The organism is Myxococcales bacterium, assembly GCA_016720545.1.
Lineage (GTDB): Bacteria > Myxococcota_A > Polyangia > Polyangiales > Polyangiaceae > JAAFHV01.
The window spans coordinates 148,078-168,939 of sequence record JADKKK010000010.1; the positions used below are offsets into that span (position 1 = coordinate 148,078).

At 75.5% G+C, this 20,862-nt stretch carries 15 protein-coding genes and 1 pseudogene; 8 read left to right on the top strand and 8 right to left on the bottom strand.

What is annotated here, in order from left to right:
• The first annotated feature begins 5 nt into the window (after positions 1-5).
• Positions 6-1,376: a hypothetical protein gene (locus IPQ09_19365; GenBank protein MBL0196341.1), complete on the top strand. Its 1,371-nt coding sequence runs from the start codon at positions 6-8 to the stop codon at positions 1,374-1,376.
• On the opposite strand, the gene IPQ09_19370 is transcribed toward IPQ09_19365, so the two are convergent.
• The 5 genes and pseudogenes from IPQ09_19370 to IPQ09_19390 all read right to left on the bottom strand — a co-directional run bounded on the left by IPQ09_19370 (position 1,351) and on the right by IPQ09_19390 (position 5,951).
• Positions 1,351-2,691 (bottom strand): Stp1/IreP family PP2C-type Ser/Thr phosphatase, encoded by a 1,341-nt coding sequence (locus IPQ09_19370; protein MBL0196342.1) that lies wholly within the window; start codon positions 2,689-2,691, stop codon positions 1,351-1,353. The genes IPQ09_19365 and IPQ09_19370 overlap by 26 nt on opposite strands.
• A gap of 92 nt (positions 2,692-2,783) precedes the next feature.
• A pseudogene (locus tag IPQ09_19375) lies at positions 2,784-4,170 on the bottom strand (sigma-54-dependent Fis family transcriptional regulator).
• 59 nt (positions 4,171-4,229) lie between these two features.
• Positions 4,230-4,487 (bottom strand): hypothetical protein, encoded by a 258-nt coding sequence (locus IPQ09_19380; GenBank protein MBL0196343.1) that lies wholly within the window; start codon positions 4,485-4,487, stop codon positions 4,230-4,232.
• Positions 4,488-4,578: 91 nt separating this feature from the next.
• Positions 4,579-5,262 (bottom strand): hypothetical protein, encoded by a 684-nt coding sequence (locus IPQ09_19385; GenBank protein ID MBL0196344.1) that lies wholly within the window; start codon positions 5,260-5,262, stop codon positions 4,579-4,581.
• Positions 5,263-5,378: 116 nt separating this feature from the next.
• On the bottom strand, positions 5,379-5,951 hold the full coding sequence (locus IPQ09_19390) for a hypothetical protein (protein MBL0196345.1): 573 nt from the start codon (positions 5,949-5,951) through the stop codon (positions 5,379-5,381).
• Between the two features lie 2,893 nt (positions 5,952-8,844).
• On the opposite strand from IPQ09_19390, the gene IPQ09_19395 reads away from it, so the two are divergent.
• Together IPQ09_19395 and IPQ09_19400 are read left to right on the top strand one after the other, a co-directional pair.
• The gene (locus IPQ09_19395; GenBank protein MBL0196346.1) at positions 8,845-9,723 is read left to right on the top strand and encodes a hypothetical protein; all 879 of its coding nucleotides are present in this window, start codon (positions 8,845-8,847) and stop codon (positions 9,721-9,723) included.
• Positions 9,724-9,731: 8 nt separating this feature from the next.
• Positions 9,732-9,923 (top strand): hypothetical protein, encoded by a 192-nt coding sequence (locus IPQ09_19400; GenBank protein MBL0196347.1) that lies wholly within the window; start codon positions 9,732-9,734, stop codon positions 9,921-9,923.
• A gap of 104 nt (positions 9,924-10,027) precedes the next feature.
• On the opposite strand, the gene IPQ09_19405 is transcribed toward IPQ09_19400, so the two are convergent.
• A complete protein-coding gene (locus IPQ09_19405) occupies positions 10,028-10,876 on the bottom strand; it encodes a hypothetical protein (protein MBL0196348.1) in 849 nt (282 codons plus the stop codon).
• A gap of 117 nt (positions 10,877-10,993) precedes the next feature.
• Between IPQ09_19405 and IPQ09_19410 the strand changes: the two genes are divergently transcribed.
• Entirely contained in the window at positions 10,994-12,802 is a 1,809-nt protein-coding gene (locus IPQ09_19410) for a hypothetical protein (protein ID MBL0196349.1), read from the top strand.
• A gap of 934 nt (positions 12,803-13,736) precedes the next feature.
• On the opposite strand, the gene tesB is transcribed toward IPQ09_19410, so the two are convergent.
• Entirely contained in the window at positions 13,737-14,630 is an 894-nt protein-coding gene (tesB, locus tag IPQ09_19415; protein MBL0196350.1) for an acyl-CoA thioesterase II, read from the bottom strand.
• Positions 14,631-14,724: 94 nt separating this feature from the next.
• Complete coding sequence (locus tag IPQ09_19420; GenBank protein ID MBL0196351.1) at positions 14,725-16,014, bottom strand: homogentisate 1,2-dioxygenase; 1,290 nt, start codon at positions 16,012-16,014, stop codon at positions 14,725-14,727.
• 103 nt (positions 16,015-16,117) lie between these two features.
• Here IPQ09_19420 and IPQ09_19425 point away from each other — a divergent pair, with 103 nt between their 5' ends.
• The 4 genes from IPQ09_19425 to IPQ09_19440 all read left to right on the top strand — a co-directional run bounded on the left by IPQ09_19425 (position 16,118) and on the right by IPQ09_19440 (position 20,858).
• On the top strand, positions 16,118-16,930 hold the full coding sequence (locus IPQ09_19425; GenBank protein ID MBL0196352.1) for a hypothetical protein: 813 nt from the start codon (positions 16,118-16,120) through the stop codon (positions 16,928-16,930).
• 90 nt (positions 16,931-17,020) lie between these two features.
• On the top strand, positions 17,021-17,755 hold the full coding sequence (locus IPQ09_19430; GenBank protein MBL0196353.1) for a zf-TFIIB domain-containing protein: 735 nt from the start codon (positions 17,021-17,023) through the stop codon (positions 17,753-17,755).
• A 179-nt stretch (positions 17,756-17,934) separates the two neighbouring features.
• The gene (locus IPQ09_19435; GenBank protein MBL0196354.1) at positions 17,935-20,181 is read left to right on the top strand and encodes a protein kinase; all 2,247 of its coding nucleotides are present in this window, start codon (positions 17,935-17,937) and stop codon (positions 20,179-20,181) included.
• Positions 20,182-20,324: 143 nt separating this feature from the next.
• Positions 20,325-20,858, top strand: a complete 534-nt coding sequence (locus IPQ09_19440; GenBank protein MBL0196355.1) for a H(+)-transporting ATPase — start codon at positions 20,325-20,327, stop codon at positions 20,856-20,858.
• Positions 20,859-20,862: the final 4 nt, after the last annotated feature.

Consider the following 20,862-nt stretch of genomic DNA (forward strand, 5'->3'; position numbering starts at 1 on the left):
AGGGTATGGCGCGTCCGCACCACCTCACGGGCCTCCTGGCGCTGCCGCTGGTTCTGCTGCTCGCGCCGGGCTGCCGTTCGACCGGAAGCGAGGGCGCGGCCGCGGGCTCGTCGTCGTCGGCTCCTCCGCCGGCCTCGCCGGCCGCGCTCGCCTCGGGCGGCCCCGACGCGGCGCCCACCGTCGATCCCGCGCACCTCGCGGAGCGCCGGAGGCTCGCCGGGGCCGCCGCGCCCCGACCCGCGCTCGACGGGGTCACGACGCCGGCCATCACCGCCGCCCTCCGCGAGCCCGAGCGCGCGTGGTCGCTCCTCACCGCGCCCACGACCCCATACCTCGAGCGGCGAGCGCTCGCGTATCAGTGGAAGTCCACGTTCCAACTCGACTACTTGCCGCGGCTTACGCGGGCCCTCACCCAGCTCCGGCCCGAGGCCGCCGCGCACGGCTGGGGCCTCGACCCGCACCCTGACCCGCTCGCCGACCCGCTCGCCGCCGCGCTCGCGAGGGGGCGCGGGGGGCCGACTGACGCCGACGGCTCCCGCGTCACGAGCGTGTTTGGCGTGCCGTGGACGGCGCGCCGGCTCCCCGACGGCCGCCGGGACTACCCGCTCACGTGGGAGGAGGAGGCCGCGGCGCCCTGGCCCTGGCAAGTGCACCGGACCCTCGAAGAGCTCTTCACGTCGCTGTTTCCTCGCTCGACTGGCTCCTCGCAGCTCGCGGCCGAGCGCGCGTGGCTCGAGGCGTGCGCCACGCTGCCTTGGGCGAGCGATGACGACGCGTCGATCTTGGTCGAAGCGAGCCTCGGCGCGCGGCGCGTGAAGACCCAGCTCGTGATGGGGCTGTGGCACGCGATCTCGGTCTCCGCGGCCCACCCTCGAGCGGCCGTGCTGGTCTCGCGGTCCGTCGCGGACGCGGCGTACGCGTGGGACGCGCCCGAGAGCCAGGTCGTCGCCGAGGTGATCACGGTCGATGTGATGGCCAGCTCGAACTGGGCCGCGCGAGAGCACGCGGCCTACGGCCTGCGGCGGCTCGCCCGTCGATCGCGCGGCGGGGTGGACGAGAAGCTCCCGCCGCCGTCCACCGCGATCCTCGCCGCTCTTGTGCTCTCACAAGACCCGGCCGCGGGGGACTCGTGGAAGCGCCTCTACGTGTATGGGTTCAGCGCGCTCGAGGCGATGGCGGCGCCGCCGTTCGTGCCCGACCGCACGATCGCCCCCTCGGGGCCCGCCGCCGCGGCGCGCGCAGACGAGCTCGCCCGCTGGTTCGTGACCAACCGCGCGAGCCTCGAGGCCGAGTCGACTGCCCGCAAGAAGACGCTCGACCCCGCACGGAGGGCCCTCCAGCAGCTGGTCTTCAACGCCTCGCGGCGTGGGAGGTGAAGGTGGGGAAGATCTCGACCGTCGCGTCGTCGATCTCGATCTCCTCGCCCTCGTCGTCGATACCTTTCCTGCGCGCGTCGCGGAGCTCTTGGTTGGTCTGATCGAGCCGATCGGCCAGCACTCCCAAGAACTGCCACAAGATCTTCACCGCGGTCTGGTGCTCGTTGCGCAGGATCTCGAAGAAGTCGCCCCGCTTGATGACCATCAGCTCGCTCGCGCCGTCGCTCACCACCGTCGCCGAGCGCGGCACGGCGCGAATGAGCGCCATCTCGCCGAAGTGGTCGCCCACGCCGAACCTCGCGAGCTCGTCGTTGCCTCGGAGCACGTTCACGGCGCCCTTCAGCACGATGAAGAGCTCGTCGCCCTTCTCGCCCTCCGTGATCACGGTCTCGCCGTGCCGGAAGAGGCGCACCTCGACGCTCTGCATGACGTGCATGAGCTCGCTGTCGACGAGGCGCGCGAAGATGGGCATCTTCGCGAGGATCTCGCGCTTCTGCGCCACCCGCGCCGCGCGCTCTTTCGCGTCGTCGATCTCGCCCGTGATGTGGACGAGGATGCAGGTGATGTTGTCCTTGCCGCCCCGCTCGTTGGCGAGGGAGATCAGCCCCTTCACCGCGCTCGCGCCGTCCTCCGCGAGGAGGTAGTCGGCGAGCTCCTCTGGGCCGTCGAGGTAGCCGGTGAGGCCGTCGCTCGAGAGCAGGAAGCTGTCGCCAGGGAGCAGCTCGAACGTGAGGGTGTCGACCTCCACGCGCTGGTACACGCCGACCGCGCGGGTGATCGCGTTCTTCTGCTTCACCCGGGAGATCTGGTCTTCGGTGAGCTTCCCGCGCCGAATGAGCTCGTTTATCACCGTGTGATCTTCGGTGATCTGCTTCACGATGCCGGAGCGCTCCATGTAGATGCGGCTGTCCCCGACGTGGGCGATGAAGCCCGTGTTGCCGAGGATGAGGAGCGCGCTCAACGTGGTGCCCATGCCGCGCTTGCCGTCGTCGTTCTGCGCGGCCTCGTGGACCTTGGCGCACGCGCGCAGCACGGCGGTGTCGAGCAGCGCGAGCACCTCCTTCTTCGTGACGCGGCTCGACCCTCGGGAGCCACGGGCGAAGTCTTGGAGCATCTCGCGCTCCTTCTTCACCTCCTCGTGGACCGCGCGCACGGCGATGGCGCTCGCCACCTCGCCGGCGGCGTGCCCCCCCATGCCGTCGCAGACGATGAAGAACTGGAGCTTCTTGTCGACGAGGAAGTTGTCTTCGTTGTGCTCGCGGACTCGCCCAACGTCCGTGGCGGCGAAGAACTGGATGGGATCGGTGGTGGCCATGATGAAGCTGAAGGGAGCGGTCGCGAGCAGACGCCAAACGACGAAAACCCCGGGGCGAGACTAGCCCACTCCCCGGACCGGGGGAAGGGGCGCTATTCGTCGTCCGCGTCCGCGTCGGCCTCGGTCTTGCGCAGGCCCAGGGCCCGGGCCTTCTTGTAGAGGTGGCTCCGTTCGAGCTCCAGCGCGCGCGCCGTCGCGGCCATCTGGCCCCCGTGGTGGGCCATCGCGCCCATGAGGATGACGCGCTCGGCCTCCTCGACGAGGACGCGGAACGGCACGCCGGGCCGGTAGAGCGCTGCCTGGCCCCGGGTCTGCGCCCCGCCGTGCAGGCAGTCGCGGACGTCGGCCTCCTTGATGACGTCGTCTGGGGTCAAAATGACGAGCCGTTCCACGAGGTTACGAAGCTCGCGTACGTTCCCGGGGAACGAATGCGCGGCCAGCGCGTCCAGCGCTCCAGCATCGATCGTCATGCCGCGGCGATCGTTCGCCTTCGTGGCGAGCTGCAGGAAGTGCCGCGTGAGCACGGGCACGTCCTCCCGGCGGGCGCGCAGCGGGGGGATGGCGAGCGGCACCACGTTCAACCGGTCGTAGAGATCGGGGCGGAACAGGTCCTTCTCGCACGCCGCGATCAGATCACGGTTGGTCGCCGCGACGACGCGCGCGTCGACCTTGAGGGTCTCGCTGCCGCCGACACGCTCGATCTCGCGCTCCTGCAGCACGCGGAGCAGCTTGGCCTGCATCGCGAGCGGCATGTCGCCCACCTCGTCGAGGAAGAGCGTGCCGCCCGAGGCGCGCTCGAACTTCCCACGACGCTGCTTCGTCGCGCCGGTGAACGCGCCGACCTCGTGGCCGAACAGCTCGCTCTCGATGAGCTCGCTCGGCAGCGCGGCGCAGTTGAGCTTCTCGAGCGGCCCCTTGGCCCGAGGCGACATCTGGTGGATGGCGCGCGCCACGAGCTCTTTTCCCGTGCCGCGCTCGCCCGGTGACCAGCACGCTCGCGGCGCTCTTCGCCGCCCGGGCGATGGTCTCGACGAGGCGCTTCATCGCGGCGCTCTCGCCCACGAGCTCGCCGAACGTGGCCGCGCGCAGCTCGCTCGCCTCCTTCTCGGCGCGATCGAGGCGAAGGCTCGTCTCGATCGCGATGAGGAGCGCGTCGGTGTTGATCGGCTTCTCGAGGAAGTTCTGGGCGCCGTGCCGCGTGGCGCGGACCGCCGTGTCGATGGTGCCGTGACCGCTCATCATGATGACCGGGGTCTCGACGCTCGCCGCGCGGACCCGCTGGAGCAGCTCGATGCCGTCGCCGTCGGGGAGCATGACGTCGAACAGGCAGAGATCGTAGGTGCGCTTCTTCAGGCGCTCCTCCGCGATTTTGACGCCGCCGGCCACGTCGACCGCGTACCCCTCGAGGGTGAGCGCGCGCTGGAGCGTCGTCAGGATCGCGGGCTCGTCATCGACGACGAGGAGGTGCGCTCGGGCCATGCCACGGTTGTAGCATCGTGGCCGGGGCGCGGGCCGGCGCGTTGGTCTCGCGCGCGTGCCTACCTTCGCGTCTTCGCCTTCAGCTCCTTGGCGTTCCCGTAGGCGACCTGCGCGTCGGTGCGGCTCGCGACGAGAACGGGCGCGCCGGCCGCCATCGCCGGGCGCACGCTCGCGAAGCCCTCTTGCGCCGCGAAGCCCTTGAGATCGCCCTTGTGCTCCTCCATCCACGCGCTGAAGCGCAGCCAGAGCGCGCGCGCCTGCTCGGCGGGGAGCGGGGCGCCGTCGACGAGGACCTGGAGGGCGGGCTCCGTGGGCATGCACGTCGCTTAGCGGAAGGGGGCTCGGCGGCGCAAGGGGCGCGGCGCGGGCAGACACCTGGGCGGGCTCCCGCGCCACCCGCGCCGACCCTCACGTTCGCTCGACCGCGTTGGCGACGCCCGCGAGATCGGTCACCCACGCGAGCAGCGCGGCCGGGGTGGTCGTCGTGAGCACATAGCCCGAGACGAGCAAGATCACCTCGCCGGGGGTGATCTTGAGATACCGCACTTGGCCCATCGTGGGCGCCTGGGTGACGCGGTACGCGAGCTCGCCTGCGGGACCGCGGAGGAGCGCCGTGGCGAACGCCGGGTCCTCGGCGCTGACGCTGCGCGCGAGCCACGGCCCGCCGAGCGGCACGTCGACCCGATCCGTGAGGTGAGACACGACGCCCGCGAGAGCCTGCGCCACCGCGCCCTTCGCAGGGCCGACCACGAGGTTCTGCGATGCGCGCACCGCGAGCTTCACCTCGAGCATCGCGGGCGTGCGCCGCGCGTCCGGCAGCGTGCGCACCGCGATGGGGCGCCCTTGAAATGTCCCCTGCGCCTGGAGCCCGCGGAGCATCCACGCGACCGGCGCAAGACCGAGCGCGGCGATGGCGCCCCCGAGCGCGCGCCGAAACGCCTGCACACGCCGGACGGCGAAGGCGATGGAGAGCACGACGGCGAGGAAGCACAACGCCAGAATCGCAAAGGCGGGCAGGAGTGAGACCTCCTTCGTCGGAGGGCTGCCTCGTCGGGGTCCGCTCGTGGCGATCGTGACATGGCCGGCGTGCATCGCTTCGAACCCTCCCGCGCCCGCTCGACCTCCGAGCGCCTCGCAGGCCGCAGTGTGCCTCACTTTCGCCGGCACATGCGACGCGATCCGCGCTCGTACTCGCGCCGGCGTCGCGCCTACATCGGCCGCAGGAGCACGAGCCCGGCGTGGTCGGCGCTGCCGGCGACGCCACGCTCTGGGTCCGGGGCGTTCGCCGGGCTCGACGCGCTCCCCGCGGAGGTCAGGCCGCCGGGGACGGTGCTCCCGGAGCCGCCGGCGCCGACCCCCGCAGACCACATGTCGCTTGCGCCGCCGCCGCCGCCCCCGAACAGGCCGCCGCCGCCGCCGCCGCCGCCTCGCCCACGAGATCCCGACGTGTCCGAGCCGCCCTTTCCTCCGCTCAGGGGGCCGCCACGCATTCCGTTGCCCTGGTCCTTGAGCCCGTCGGCGCAGCCCACGCCGCCCGCTCCTGGCTCCACCTGAGTCGCGCCGGCCCCGGCCCCTCCTCCGCTCCCTGCCTGGTTGCCCGCGTAGCAGGCCGCCACCTGCGAGCCAGCGCCTCCGACGGTGCCGCCGCCCGCGCCCACCGTTCCGGTCGCGCCTCCCCACCCGGGGCTTCCCCCGCCGCCGGCGATGATCTTTCCATTGTTCGCGGTGACCTGCGAGCGCCCGCCGCCCCCGCAGCCGCCGTTGTCGGCCCAGTTGAACACCGCGTCCCCGCCGTCGCCGCCGCCACCGAAGCCGCCGCGTCCACCGCGTCCATTGGACGGTTTGCCGCCGGTCTCGCCGAGGGGGGGGGGGGGGGCCCGGCCGGGGGGGGGCCGGGGGGGGGGCCGGCCGGCGGCGGCCGCCGCGGCCCGCGGGCGGGCCGGGGGGCCCCCCCCCCCGCGGCGGGGGGGGGGGGGGGGCCGGGGGGGGGGGGGGGGGGGGGGGGCGGCGGGGCGGGGGCGGCGGGGGGGGGGGGGGGGGGGGGGGGGGGGGGGGGGCGGGGGGGCGGGGGGGGGGGGGGGGGGGGGGGGGGGGGGGGGGGGGGGGGGGGGGGGGGGGGGGCGGGGGGGGGGGGGGGGGGAGGGGGGGGGGGGGATCGGGGGGGGGGGGGGGGGGGCGCCCCCTCCCCGCCCCCCCGCGGCGGCCCGGGGGGGCGCCCCCGCCCCCCCCGCCCCCCCCGGCGCCCCCGGGGGCGCCCCGGGGCCGCCGGGCCGGGGGGGGGGGGGGGGGCCCGGGGGGGGGGGGGGGGGGGGGGGGGGGGGGGCGGGGGGCGGCGGGGGGGGGGGGGGGGGGGGGGGGGGGGCGGGGGGGGGGGGGGGGGGGGGGGGATGGGGGGGGGGGGGGGGCGCGGCGCGGGGGGGGGGGGGGGGGGGGGGGGGGGGGGGGGGGGGGCGGGGGGGGGGGGGGCCGGGGGGGGGGGGGGGGGGTTGGGGGGGGGGGGGGGGGGGGGGGGGGGGGGCCCGGGGGGGGGGGGGGGGGGGGGGGGGGGGGGGGGGGGGGGGGGGGGGGGGGCGGGGGCGCGGGGTCGGGGGGGGGGGGGGGGCCACCCCCCCCCCGCGGGGGGGGGGGGGGGGGGGGGGGGCCCGGGCGGCGGGGGCCCCGCCCCCCGCGGGCCCCCCCCGGGGGGGGGGGGGGGGGGGGGGGGGGGGGGGGGGGGGGGGGGGGGGCGGGGGGGGGGGCGGGGGGGCGGGGGGGGGGGGGGGGGGGGCGCCGCCGGGGCCCCGGCGGGCGGGGGGGGGGGGGGGGGGGGGGGGGGGGGGGGGGGGGGGGGGGGGGGGGGGGGGGGGGGGGGGGGGGGGGGGGGGGGGGCCGGGGGGGGGGGGGGGGCGCCCGCCCCCCGCCCGGCGGGGGGGGGGGGGGGGGGGGGGGGGGGGGGGGGGGGGGGCCCCCCCCCCCCCCCCCCCCCCCCCCCCCCCGGGGGGGGGGGGGGGGGGCCCGGCCCCGCGCCCGGGGGGGGGGGGGGGGGGGGGGGCGGGGGGGGGCGGGGTGGGGGGGGGGGGGGGGGGGGGGGGGGGGGGGGGGGGGGGGGGGGGGGGGGGGGGGGGGGGGGGGGGGGGGGGGAAAGGGGGGGGGGGGGGGAGGGGGGGGGGGGCGGGGGGTCGCCGGGGGGGGGGGGGGGGCCCCCCTCCCGGCGGGGGGGGGGGGGGGGGGGGGCGCCTCCCCCCCCCCCCCCCGGGGGGGGGGGGGGGGGGGGGGGGGGGGGGGGGGGGGGGCGCGGGGGGGGGGGGGGGGGGGGGGGGGGGGGGGGCCCGGGGCGGGGGGGGGGGGGGGGGGGGCGCCGTGCCGCGCGTCGCAGCCCGCACCGCCCGACCCGCCAAGCTCGTTCCCGGGACACGCCGGGACGGTCTACCCCGGCGAGCGCGGGAAACCCCCCGGCGGGCCCCCCCCCCGCCCCCGGCCGGGCCCGGGGCGCGCCCCGGGGGGGGCCCGCGGGGGGGGGGGCCCCCCCCCCGGGCCCCCCCCCCCCGGGGGGGCCCCCCCCCCCCCCCCCCCCCCCCCCGCCCCCCCCGCCCCCCCGGGGCCCCCCCGCCCGGGGGGGGGCCCCCGGGGGGCCCCCGGGGGGGGGCGGCCGGGCCCCCCCCCCCCCCCCGGCCCCCCCCCGGGGGGGCCCCCCCCCCCGGGCCGGGGGGGCGCCCGCCCGGCCCGGGCCCCCGGCCCCCCCCCCCCCCCCCCCCGGCCCCCCCCCCCCCCCCCCGGGGGGGCCCCGGCCCCCGGGCGGGGGCCCGGGGGCGCCCCCGGCCCGGGGGGGGCCCCCCCCGGGGGGGGCCCCCCCCGCCCCCCCCCCGGGGCCCCCCGCCCCGGGGGGGGGGCCCCCCCCCCCCCCCCCCCCCCCCCCCCCCCCCGGGCCCGGCCCCCCCCCCCCCCCCCCCCCGCCCGCCCCCGGCGCCCCCCCCCCCCCCCCCCCCCGCCCCCCCCCCCCCCGCCCCCCCCCCCCGGCCCCGCCGGCGGCGGCCCCCCCCCCCCCCCGCAAGGGGGCCGGAACCCCTCCCCCCCCCCCCCCCCCCCGCCCCCCCCCCCCGGCCGGCGGCCCCCCCCCCCCCCCCCCCCCCCGCCCCCCCGCCCCCGGCCCCCCCGGGCCCGGGGGGGGGGGGGGGGCCCCCCCCCCCCCCCCCCCCCCGGGGGGGGGGGGGGGGCCCCCCCCCCGCCCCCCCCCCCCCCCCCCCCCCCCCCCCCCCCCCCCCCCCCCCCCCCCCCCCCCCCCCCCCCCCCCCCCCCCCCCCCCCCCCCCCCCCCCCCCCCGCCCCCCCCCCCCCCCCCCCCCGGGGCCCCCCCCCCCCCCCCGCCCCGTCCCGCCCCCCGCCCGGGGGCCCGGGGCCCCCCCCCCCCCCCCCCCCGCCCCCCCGGCCCCCCCCCCCCCCGCCCCCCCCCCCCCCCCCCCCCCAGGGCCCCGGCCCCCCCCCCCCCCCCCCGGGCCCCCCCCCCCCCCCCCCCGGCCGGCCCCCCCCCCCCCCCCCCCCCCCCCCCTCCCCGGCCCCCCCCCCCCCCCCCCCGGCCCCCCCCCCCACCCCCCCCCCCGCCCCCCTCCCCCGCACCCCCCCCCCCCCCCCCCCCCCCATTAGTGTGGATGTCGCGGCCCGAGGACGCAGGGTATGCCCCGCCCGGAAAAGGGGCTTCATGCACAGAACGTCGTCGTTGTTTTCTTCTCTCGTGGTTGGGTTCTTTGGCGCGATAGGCGTCGTCGCTTGTGTCGGCGCAGAACCCGCGCCGTCCGCGCCCGACGCGGGCGCGCAGCCGCTCGACGGCGCGACACCGGTCGACGCGTCGCCTGCCCTCGACGCGGGGGCCGGCGACGCCAAGGCGGACACGAGCCCCCCCGTCGACGCCGCGCCGCCGGTGGACGCCGCGAACCCGTGCCCGTACTCCAAGCTCGGCACGAACGGAAAGTGCGAGCCCGTCTGCGGGGTGAGGTTCACGCTCGGCACGGACATCGCGTCCGGGCCTGCGGTGTCGCCCTCCGTCGTCAGCGTCGTCGGCCAGGGGGAAGGCAGCTACGGCCTGGCCAACGACGGCTCGCTCATGTTCGCCAGCGCGCGCACGGGCGCGCCGCTGTCGTACGCGTTCGCGAAGAAGAACGGCGCGGCGTACGCCGTCGTCGACGTCCCGGCGGCCGATCTCGTCGACGTCGACATGGCGCGCGCCGGCCAGCTCCTGAGCGACGGCCTCCACGTGATCTTCGTGAAGCCGAACAACACGCTCGTTTACGGCGACGCCGACCTCGCGACCGGTCGCGTCACCGCCTTCCGCGACGGGCCGTTCTCCGCGTTGAACCCGCTCGTGCCTGCCCCGGCGAACGGCCGCATATCGCAGCCCGTCATGTCGGGAGACGGCCTCGTCCTCGCGTACGTGGTGAGCTCCTCGAACGCCGGGCTCGACGGCAACTACCAGTCACGTCGTGCGAGCACCGGCGTTCCGTTCCCGCAATCAAGAAGCTCGCCGGGGGGCTCGCGGACTTTGCCAAATATTCGATTCAGGGGCTCTCGTACGACGGGCTGACCGCCTTCGTGTTCGACGCCTTCACGACGCGCGTCTTCACGCGGGCCGACGCCGGCGACGAGTTCACCACCGATCTCACGCGCTCGGCGATCCCCGGGTGGCAGGTGGGCGTCGCCGACAGGTGCGACACGCTCATCACGACGCGCTCCATCGGCGGTTCGCAGAACCAGCAGATCGCGACGCTCCTCGCGACCCCCTGAGCCTCTCGCGCCGCAGACGCACGCGCCGCGGCCGAGGAGCGTCGGCGGCGGTCCGGACGTTCGCGGAGTCCCGCCACCGAGACGGGGGAAGCCGCGCGACGGCGTCAGCCGCGACGTGTGTCCTCTTCTTCTCGGGCCGCGGCGCGCAGCACCCGGACCAACGCGCGCCGCGGGTGCTTCGCGTTGGGGCTCGCCGCGTCGAGGAGCGCGCGAGAGAACGTGCGCGACGCGGAGGACTCGATGGCACGCGCGATCACGAGGTCTTCTTCTTCGTTCTCCGGCTCTCCCAGGGCGACGGCTGCGGCGGTGCGGAGCACCAGCGGGAGCGACGGCGTCGCGACGATCGCGAGGAGCCGCTCGCGGGGGAGGCTCGCCGCTCGGTAATCGTTGCCCGCGTGGCCGAGCCGCCGCAGTTGGGCCTCCCACTCCACGAGAGATGCGCTGCTTCCGGCGTTCGCCGGCTGCGCGAGGAGGCCCGCGTCCGCGGCCAGGGCCTCCTCCGCGAGCAGCCCGGCGGCGCTGCTCGCGAAGCCCGCGCGAGCGCTCACGGCTCTGAGAATGCGGTCGCTCTCGGAGGTGCGAAGCTCGAAGGTCCGCCCTCCGCGCGCGCGGAGCGTGACGCCATGCAGGGAGCGCTCCCAGCCGTCGATCGAGGCGTGCGGGACGAAGACGCGCAGCCCGAGCCAGGACACCGCGAAGCCGTCGCTGCCGACGACGAGCTTCGCCGGGACGTACATCAGCAGAAACGCGATGAAGAGGCCCCCGGCGGCGATGAGGCCGGCGCCTACTCCGATCAGCGGCGCGCCGCCTGCCGTGAGCACCACCGCCGCGCCCGCGAGCCGAGTCAGCACCGCCCCCGTGAGAAAAGGGGGCGGACCCACGCGGAACGACACGCGCGCGGGGAGCGCCGCGGGGTCTGCCACAGGGTCTGCGAGTGGGGGGGCGAGAGACACCGCGCGAGCGTACCGCACGTCGAACCTGCGTCGGCCAGCCGACGCAAGAAGTGCACGTTGTTTTTGTCGTCTGGAAACGTGCATCCGGCCGGCGTCGGGTGCACCCTGTGAGCAGCCATGAACGCCCTGAGATCCCCCCTTCACACGTGCCTGCTCGTCGCGCTCGCCACCGCCTGCGGCTCCACCACCGTCGTGCCCGACGGCGAAGACGCGGGGCCGCCCGTCGAGGACGCGTCGGTCGTCGACTCTTCGAAGCCGAACGACTCTGGCGTGGCCGACGCGCGTTCCGACGCGGCGGACGCGGGAGACGCCGCCGACGCGTCGGACGCGGCGGACGCCGCCCCGGTGGCGCGTGTCGACGTGTCCGCCCCTTCGGGTCCGGCCACGAACGAGGCGGGCGGCACGGTCACCTTCACGGTGAGCCTCACCGTGGCGCCGAGGGCCGACGTGGTCGTGCCGCTCGCGGTGTCGAAGCCCACCGAGGCCTCGGTCGACGTGCCCCAGCTCACCTTCACGCCCGCGAACTGGAACACCCCTCAGAAGGTGACAGTAAAGGGACTTGACGATGTCGTGGTCGACGGCGATCAGGCGTACACGGTGAGCGTGGGGCCCGCGACGGGCGCGGGCTCGGGCTACGAAGGGCTGAGCGGCGCGCCGGTCTCCCTCAAGAACGAAGACGACGACTCGGCGGGCTCGTTCGTCGGCGCGGTGGCGGGCACGGCCACGGAGGCCGGGGGCACGGCGACCTTCACCGTGCGTCTCCGCACGAAGCCCACGGCCGACGTCACGATCCCCGTGGTGAGCTCCGACCTCACCGAGGGCACGACCGACGTCGCCTCGCTCACGTTCACTCCGCTCAACTGGGACACGCCGCAGACGGTGACGGTGACCGGCGTCGACGACCGCTACGTGGACGGCCCGATCACCTACCCGGTGACCCTCGGCGCGGCCACGAGCGCAGATCCGCTCTATCAGGGCGTCGACCCCGCCGACCCCATGGTGACCACCACCGACGACGACGTGCCCACGCTCGTCCTCGGCGCGCCGAGCGGCACGCGCACGAACGAGCGCGGCGGCGCCGTGACGTTCGACGTGCACCTTGGCGCGCGACCCACGGTGAACGTGGTCGTGCCGGTGCGCGTGTCCGACGCCACCGAGGCCCGGGTGTCCGCGGCGTCGCTCACCTTCACCACCGCCAACTGGGAGACCCCGCAGACCGTCACGGTCACCGGCCTCGCCGACGCGATCGCCGATGGCCCGCAGCCGTACGACGTGCTGCTCGGCGCCACCACCAGCGCCGACGCCCCGTTCGCGGGGCTCACGGGCATGGTCTCGCTCGTGAACGACGAGGACGTCCTCACGGCGTACACCGACTTCTCCATCAACCACGTCCTCGCGGCCGGCCAGAGCAACGCGATCGCCAGCGGCGGCACGCGGAACGACGCGAACCAGGGCTTCCCACAGTTCACCTTCACCGGCCCGCACGCGACCTACACGAACCTCGCCTTCGACACCGGGGGCGCGGCGGTCGGCGCGGTCGGCCCGTTCACGGCGCTCGGCTGCAACGGCAGCGGCTGCGCGGCCTCCACGCGCCGCGTGCCTGTGGGCTTCGCCGCGCTGCAAGAGGGTGACCGCCACATGAGCTACCAGGTGGAGACCCACGCCACCGCGATGGCCAACCGCATCAACGACATCGCGCTGGCGGAGTACTTCCCCGGCACCCCGTACACCAAACACGACGTGCTCGTGAGCAACCACGGCCGGTCCGGCTACAATTACGCGTGCCTCCGCAAGGGGGCTGCGGCTACAACGCGTTCTCGCTGCCCGCCACCGGCTACCCGCCCTTCACCGAGGGCATCGAGCAGGCCACCTGGGGGGCGCAGTTCGCCGCCGCCGACGCGCGCTCGCACGTCGTGCGCGCGGTGACGTTCATCCACGGCGAAGACGACCACTACAACTACGGGGACCTCTACCCCGTCGCGCGGCGGGCGGGTGGCGGCAACCTCGCGGACTACGCGGCTGCGCTCGGCGAGCTGCAGACCGACTACGAGACCGACATTCGCGCGGCCACCGGCCAGGCGCAGGGAGTGCCGCTCTTCCTGTCGCAGATGCAGGGCTGGACCAGCACCAACGTGTTGCCCGCCGATCCCGACTACATCCCGCCGACGTCGAGCCCCATTCCGGTGCAGCAGTACCGGGCGCACAAGGCGAACCCGATGATCGTGCTCGTGACGCCGGGATACAACCTGCTCTTCAACGACTGCCTCCACTTCAACGGCTTCGGGCAGCGGAAGCTCGGTGAGTACTTCGCGAAGGCGTACGCGAAGTGGGTGTTCGAGGGGACGAAGTGGGAGCCCACCGGGCCGACGTCGATCACGCGCGCGGGCGCGGTCGTCACTGTGAAGTACCACGTGCCCGTGCCGCCGCTCGCGCTCGACACGACCAACGTGAGCAACCCGGGCAGCTTCGGCTTCCGCTACCTCACGGGCGGCTCGAGCAAGATCGCGAGCGGTACGGCGCAGACCATCCAGAGCGTGGCCGTCACCGCGCCCGACACCATCACCATCACGCTCGCCGCCGTTCCCACGGGCGCGAACCAGCGCCTCGAATACGCCAACTTCTTCAACTACAACGGCACAGGCCGGCCCGGCTGCCCCGGACCCACGCAGGGCGTGCGCGGCAACGTGCGCGACTCCGACCCCGCGACGAGCAGCACCGACGGCAAGCGCCTCTACAACTGGGGCGTCACGTTCGAGCTGCCCGTGCCCTACGCCGGCCCGTAATCGGCTCGCACGGTCGCAGGGTCCACGCTCGCGCGAGGTCGGTCAGGGAATGTCCGACCTCGCGGCTCTGCGCTCCGCTATGGCGTGGAGGGGGTGCGCGCGGAGCGGAGCCGGATGAGCCCCTCTTGCGCGGTCGACGCGACCAGTCGGCCGTCTTGCGTGAACACGCGGCCGCGGACGAGCCCGCGCGAGCCGCTCGCGCTCGGGCTGTCCATGACGTGAAGGAGCCACTGATCGACGCGGAAGGGCCGATGAAACCACATGACGTGGTCGAGGCTCGCGACCTGCATGCCCTGGGTGAGCCACGACACGCCGTGAGGGAGCAGCGCGGTCGTCACGAACGCGTAGTCCGAGGCATAGGCCAAGAGGTACGCGTGGAGGGCCGGGTCGTCGGGGAGGGCGTCGGTCGCGCGGAGCCACGCCATCCGCGCGGGCGGCCGCTCGGCCGGGGCGAACGGATCGTCGTCTTGGGGGTTCAGCCCGACGATGCGGATCTCGATCGGGTGCGGCGCGAGGAGGCGCTCGCGAAGCAGCGGCGGGAGCTGCGCGCCGCGCCCGGCGTAGCGCTCGCGATCGCTCGGGCACTCCTCCGGGGGCGGCGCCGACGGCATGGGGTCTTGATGGTCGAAGCCCTCTTCCCGCCGCTGGAACGACGCCGCCATGTTGAAGATGGCCGCGCCGCCCTGGATGGCGACGATGCGGCGAGTGGCGAACGACTTGCCGTCGCGGATTCGGTCCACCTCGTAGACGATCGGCCGGGTCACGTCGCCGGGCCGCAGGAAGAACGAGTGGAGCGAGTGGACCTGGAGCTCGCGGCCGACGGTCTGCACGGCGGCGGAGAGCGCCTGCCCGAGCACCTGCCCGCCGAACACCGCGCCCCACCCGAGGTCCTGCGACTGGCCCCGGAAGAGGTTCTCCTCGAGCCGCTCGAGGGCGAGGAGCGTGACCAGCTCGTTCAGCACATGCGACATCGTGCCACCATACGCCGCCGAATGGCGCGCGTCGCCGCTCCGCGCGAGCGCTCCGTCGTGTGCTCCGTCGTGTGCGAGAGACGTGCAGAATACACTATGGCAGCTTGGCCTTGGTGAAGCCGGACCAGCACGCGTCGTAGTCGGTCTCGAGGGTGGGGCTGTGGCTCGCGAAGGCCGTCGGCGTCACGACCCAGCGGGTCTCGAACATGAAGGCGAGGGTCTCTTCGAGCTTGTGGGGGGTGAGCTCGGCCGCGACGGCCCGCTCGTAGCTCGCGTGGTCGGGGCCGTGGCCGCTCATGCAGTTGTGGAGCGAGCTGCCGCCGGGCACGAAGCCGCCCACCTTCGCGTCGTAGGCGCCGTGGACGAGCCCCATGAACTCGCTCATCACGTTCCTGTGAAACCACGGCGGACGGAAGGTGCGCTCGGCCACCATCCACCGAGGCGGGAAGATCACGAAGTCGCAGTTCGCCGTGCCGGGCGTGTCGCTCGGCGAGGTCAGCACAGTGAAGATAGACGGGTCGGGGTGGTCGAAGCTCACCGTGCCGATCGTGTTGAAGCGGGCGAGGTCATACTTGTAGGGTGCAAGGTTCCCGTGCCACGCGACGACGTCGAGCGGGGAGTAGGGGAGCTCGGTGCTCCACAGGCGGCCTTGGAACTTCTGCACGACCCGCGTGGGGCGCTCGACGTCTTCGAAGGCGGCGGTGGGAGCGAGGAAGTCGCGCGGGTTGGCGAGGCCGTTCGACCCGAGCGGCCCGAGCTCGGCCAGGCGGAACGCGGCGCCGTAGTTCTCGCACACGTAGCCGGTCGCCACCGCGTCTTGGAGCTCGGCGCGGAACCGCACGCCGCGCGGCACGACGCCGATCTCTCCCGGCGCGAGCTCGAGCACGCCGAGCTCGGTCACGAGGCGCAGCCGCCCGGCCTGCGGGACGAGCAGGAGCTCGCCGTCGGCGTTGAAGAACACCGCGTCGACCATCGAGCGGTTGGCGGCGTAGAGGTGGATCGCGACGCCGCTGCCCACCGCCGGGTCGCCGTTGCCGCCCATCGTGACGAGCCCCTGGAGGAGGTCGGTGGGCGAGGTCGGCGCGGGGAGCGGCGCCCAGCGGAGGCGGTTCGGCGAGGCGGCTTGTTCGGTGAACGGGCCGCTTCGGAGGAGGCTCTCGCCGACGTGGAGCCGGAACGGAGGGTGCGCTGCCGTCGGCCGGAGCCGGTAGAGCCAGCTCCGCCGGTTCTCGGCGCGCGGCGCGGTGAAGGCCGTGCCCGAGAGCTGCTCCGCGTAGAGGCCGTACGGCGTCCGCTGCGGCGAGTTCTGGCCCACCGGGAGCGCGCCGGACACCGCCTCGGTGGCGTGCTCGTTTCCGAAGCCCGACAAGTATTCGAGTGGCATGCCCGCAATCTACATGAATCCGGGCGCCGGCTGCCCGCGCTCGTCGCGCCGACGTGACGGCAAGTTTCACCCCGCGCTGCCCAAAGTTTCGTATCTTCTCTGCGTGCCCCGTCCGACCGCCTTCGCCTATGCCGCGCACGCAGGGAGCAACACCTTCCTCCTCGACGACGACGGCATCTGCCGGCGCATCCTCACGCGCGGCAAGAACAGGCAGTCGACCAACAAATCGACGCAGCGCTGCCTCGGCGCCCAGTACGTCGCCAGCCTCGATTTCGACAGCGAGAGCGGCCTCGTGGAGCGCCCGAAGGAGGGGTGCCCGCTGCTCTTCGCGCGGGTCGACGAGCACGGCCGCGTGTCCCTCGTGCGCACCGCGCCGCTGGAGCGCTTCGAGGAGGTCGACCGCGACCTCGACACCGAGGAGCACCTCGCCCTCGAGAGCCTCGGGTTCGAGGAAGATCGACGGCGCACCCGCCCGCCGCCGCCCACGCGCCGGGAGCCCGCGCCGCCCACGCGCCGGGAGCCTTCGCCTGCCGCGCGCCGCGAGCCCGCCCCCTCGCAGCGGAAGGACGCGCCGCCGACCACGCGCCGCGATCGCCCCGTCGTCCGCCCCCGAAACACCGAGATCCCGGCCACGCGGCCGCTCGACATCGACTACGGCGGCCAGCGCCTGCGCACGCACGACCCGCGCGCCGAGGCGCGGACCGACGAGGTGCGCGCGCACGACGGGCGCCGCGATCTCCCGGGTCTCGACGAGGAAGACGACTTCGCGACCACGGTCGTGGCCGAGCGTCCCGCTCCCTTCTCGAAGAAGCGCGGGATGCTCCCGAAGGGGCGCTCGGACGCGCCTCCGCCCCACGAGCGCGCCGATCGCCGACCGACCTTGGCGCCGCCTCCCGGTCGGCGCGGCGGGCGCTGAGTGGCCTCGGGGGCGGCCTCTGCCCAGGGCGCGCCCGTCGCGGCGCCGGTGTCGTACTGCTACTTCTGCGGGCGCCCTGGACGTGCTGACATGCCTTGCGGGGGGTGCCTCGTCGAGATGCCCAACGTGGCCTGCGCGCGGGCCGGGTGCGGGGTGCGCAACTCCCCGACCGCGGACGCGTGCCAGCGCTGCCACGACCCGCTGCGAGAGCCGGAGCTCGGCGCCATCGCGTGTCCCGCCTGCGCGGTGGCCCGGCGCGGGGCGGGGCCGCTCGAGCGCTTCGCGGCGGGGCCCATCGCGCTTCACGGCTGCGCCACCTGTCGGGGCGTGTTCGTCACCGCCAGGGCGTGGTGCCTGCTGCTCGCCGCGCCTGAGCGGTCGACCGAGGTCACTCAGATGTTGGGCGCGCTTGGCGCGAGCGGCGCGGTGCTCGACCTCGTCAAGTGCCCGGTGTGCGCCAAGCCCCTCGAGCGAGGCAGGTTCGCGGGCCGCTCCGCGGTCGTCGTCGATCTTTGCGACCGGCACGGGCTCTGGCTCGACGCGGGCGAGCTGACGCAGATCCTCGCCTTCACGGCTGAGACTCGGCAGCGGCCCCCGGCACTCGAGGCGGGGCCCATGCTCATGGCGGCACCGCCCGCCGCGCCCGCGGCGTCTGCGCCTCCGTCGCGCGGCGCAGGAGGGGTCTTGGTGCTGCTCGGCGCGGTCCTGCTCGCGGGCTCGGCGCTCGCCGGCTACGCGATGCTCCGCGGAAAGCTGGGGGCGCGCGGCGAGGACGTGAAGCGCGCCGCCGAGCAGACCGGGCAGGCGGTAGGGCACGGGCGGTAGGGTACGCTCGCCTCCGCGTCCTCGGGCACATCCCGGGGAAGTCGTGGTCGCCCTGGTTTCCTTGCGCACCCGGGTGCTAATGTAGGCTGCGACCTCGACGCCCACCTGATCGCCCCTCCGGCGACCGCGCCCGCTCGCACGAAGAGCCCGGGTCTCCGAGGGGGGTGGAGAGACCCCCGATGCGCTCCGAAGGCCGCACGGCCGCGAAGAAACCTGGCACGTTGATCTGCGAAAAGTGGCGGGTCGAGCGCGCCATCCGCACGACCGACCAGCTCGCGATCTACGAGGCGAAGGATCTGTCCGGCGCTCGCGTGCTGCTGAAGGTCATCCACCCTTACAAAGCCGACGACGCGACCCTCGCCGCGCGCATGAAGCGCGAGGCCTACGTGGGCAACCGCATCAAGCACCCCGCGATCGTGAAGGTGCTCGGCGACGGCGTGACGCCGGAGGGCTCGGTGGCCATCGCGCTCGAGTGGGTCGAGGGTGAGAGCCTCGAGGAGTACCGGGTGCGCCGCGGCGGCCTGCTGCCGCCGGACGAGGTCACGGGCTTCGGGATCACCCTCTGCGACGCGCTCCAGGCGGCGCACGACGAGCGCGTCATTCACCGCGACGTGCGCCCGGAGAGCTTCGTCGTCACGAAGAAGGGGGAGCTGCGGGTGTCCGAGTTCGCGTCGGCCCGCGTGATCGGCGAGGCCGTGGGCGACGAGGAGCGCACCGCCGTGGGCGCGACGATCGGCGGGCCCGCGTTCATGTCGCCCGAGCAGGCGCGCGGCCAGCGCGAGCGGGTCGATATGCGCTCCGACGTGTTCAGCCTCGGCGCCACGCTCTACATGTTGGTGACCGGCAAGACCGTGCACGTCGCGGACAACTCGCTGGCGACCTTGCTCGCAGCGTCCCGCGAGAAGGCGAAGCCCGTCCGGTCCGTGGTTCGTGCCCAGCTCCCGGACGTCCTCGCCGACGCGATCGACCGCGCGCTCAAGTTCGAGCCCAGCGACCGCTTCCCCAGCATGCGGACCATGAAGAACGCCCTCGCGAAGAAGGAGGGGGCCGCCCCGGCCGCCCGCCCGCCGGGCCTCCGCAGCACGGGCCCTGGGGGCGCGAGCCACGGCAGCCAGGCGCCGCCCGGGCTCTCGCCGTCGCAGCGGCCTCCGCCGCCCCTCGCCGGCCGCGCCGCGCTCCCGCGAACGCAGGCTTCACCCATGAGCCCGTCGCGCTCGGTGCCGCCCGCGGCCGCGGCGGCGTTGCCCGCTCGCGTCCCCGCGGCCGCCCCATCCTCGCCTGCCGTCGCGCCCGCGCCTTCCGCACCTTCCGCGCCTTCCGCACCTTCTGCGCCGCCGCCCGCGCGCCCTGCGCTCCCGCGGGTCGAGCCCGACAGCGGGGTAACGGCGCTCATGCCGCTCCTCAACGCCGCCGCGCAGCACGCCGCGCAGCAAGCCGCGCAGCAAGCCGCGCAGCAGGTCGCGCAGCCCCCGCCGCCGCAGCGATCCGCGGGGCACCCCATGACGCAGCCGTCGCCGGCGATGCCGTACCCAGGGGCGCAGGAGCGCGATCCCCACATGGCCGCACATGGCGTGCAAGGTGGGTGGGGTCAGGGCTCTCTCGGCCAGGGCCCTCACGGGGGATCTCAGCCTCAGGGAGGGGGCGCGTGGGGCGGCGGCCAGCCCAGCCCCCACGAATTCGCGGGAATGCAGCCCATGCAGCAGACCGTGCAGCCGGCGGGGATGCATGGGATGCAGCCGATGCAGCAGCCCGGCATGCAGGCGGGGGCCCAGGGGATGCAGGCCGGAATGATGCAGCAGCCCGGCATGATGCAGCAGCCCGGCACGGGACCGGGCATGGGCCAGCAGCCCGGCATGGGACCGGGCATGGGCCAGCAGCCCGGCATGCCCGGCGCGATGCAGTCAGGGATGCAGCCCGGCATGGGGATGCAGCCCGGCACGGGGATGCAGCCCGGCATGGGGATGCAGCCGGGCATGCAGGTGCAGCCGGGCATGCAGATGCAGCCGGGCATGCAGATGCAGCCCGGCATGGGGATGCAGCCCGGCATGGGGATGCAGCCGGGCATGCAGATGCAGCCGAGCATGCAGCTGCAGCCGGGCATGCAGATGCAGCCGGGCATGGGGATGCAGCCGGGCATGCAGATGCAGCCCGGCATGGGGATGCAGCCGGGCATGCAGATGCAGCCGGGCATGCAGATGCAGCCGGGCATGCAGATGCAGCCGGGCATGCAGATGCAGCCCGGCATGGGGATGCAGCCCGGCATGGGGATGCAGCCCGGCATGGGGATGCAGCCCGGCATGGGGATGCAGCCCGGCATGATGCAGGCCCAGGCCGGGTCGAGCCGCACGATGATGATCGTGGTCGGGGTGGCCGGCGGTCTCCTGGTGGTCGCCGCCCTGGTCTACGCCTTCGTCTTCATGGCGTGAGGCTCGCGCGGCGCAGACGCTCGCGCACATCCCATGGACAACGCACACCGACAATGATAGTCGGCGCCCGTCTCTTTTCACTTCGCCCTTCGTCCTCTGCGGCCCGCTCCTCGCGGCGCTTGCCGCGATCGCTTCGAGGCCCCATGTCGCTCTTCGCAGTGAGCACGACCGACCTCTCCAGCCACGGTGTTACGACCGGTCTTACCGGAAGCCTCGCCGGGGCCTTCGCCGCCGAGGGCGCCGTGAACGTCGACGCCGACGGCACGATCATCGTGCACATCGCGCTGTTCTTGGTGCTGCTCTTCGCGCTCAAGCCGCTCCTCTTCGACCCGCTCATGAAGCTGTTCGAGGAGCGCGAGAAGCGCACGATGGGCACGAAGGAAGCGGCGCGCAAGGAAGACGCGCGCAGCGCCAAGGCCAAGTCCACCTACGACGCGGAGCTCGCCAAGGCCCGCGCCGAGGGAAACGTCGAGCGGGAGAGGCTGCGCGGCGAGGGGCTCAAGCGTGAGGCCGAGCTGCTCGCGAAGGTGCGGGCCGAGGCCGCCAAGACCCTCGAGGAGGGGCGCGCGAAGGTCACGGCCGACGCGCAGGCCGCGCGGTCCGGGCTCGAGCGTGACGCCGCGAACCTCGCCCGCGAGGTCGCTTCCCGGGTGCTCGGACGAGAGGTGCGAGGATGAGGCG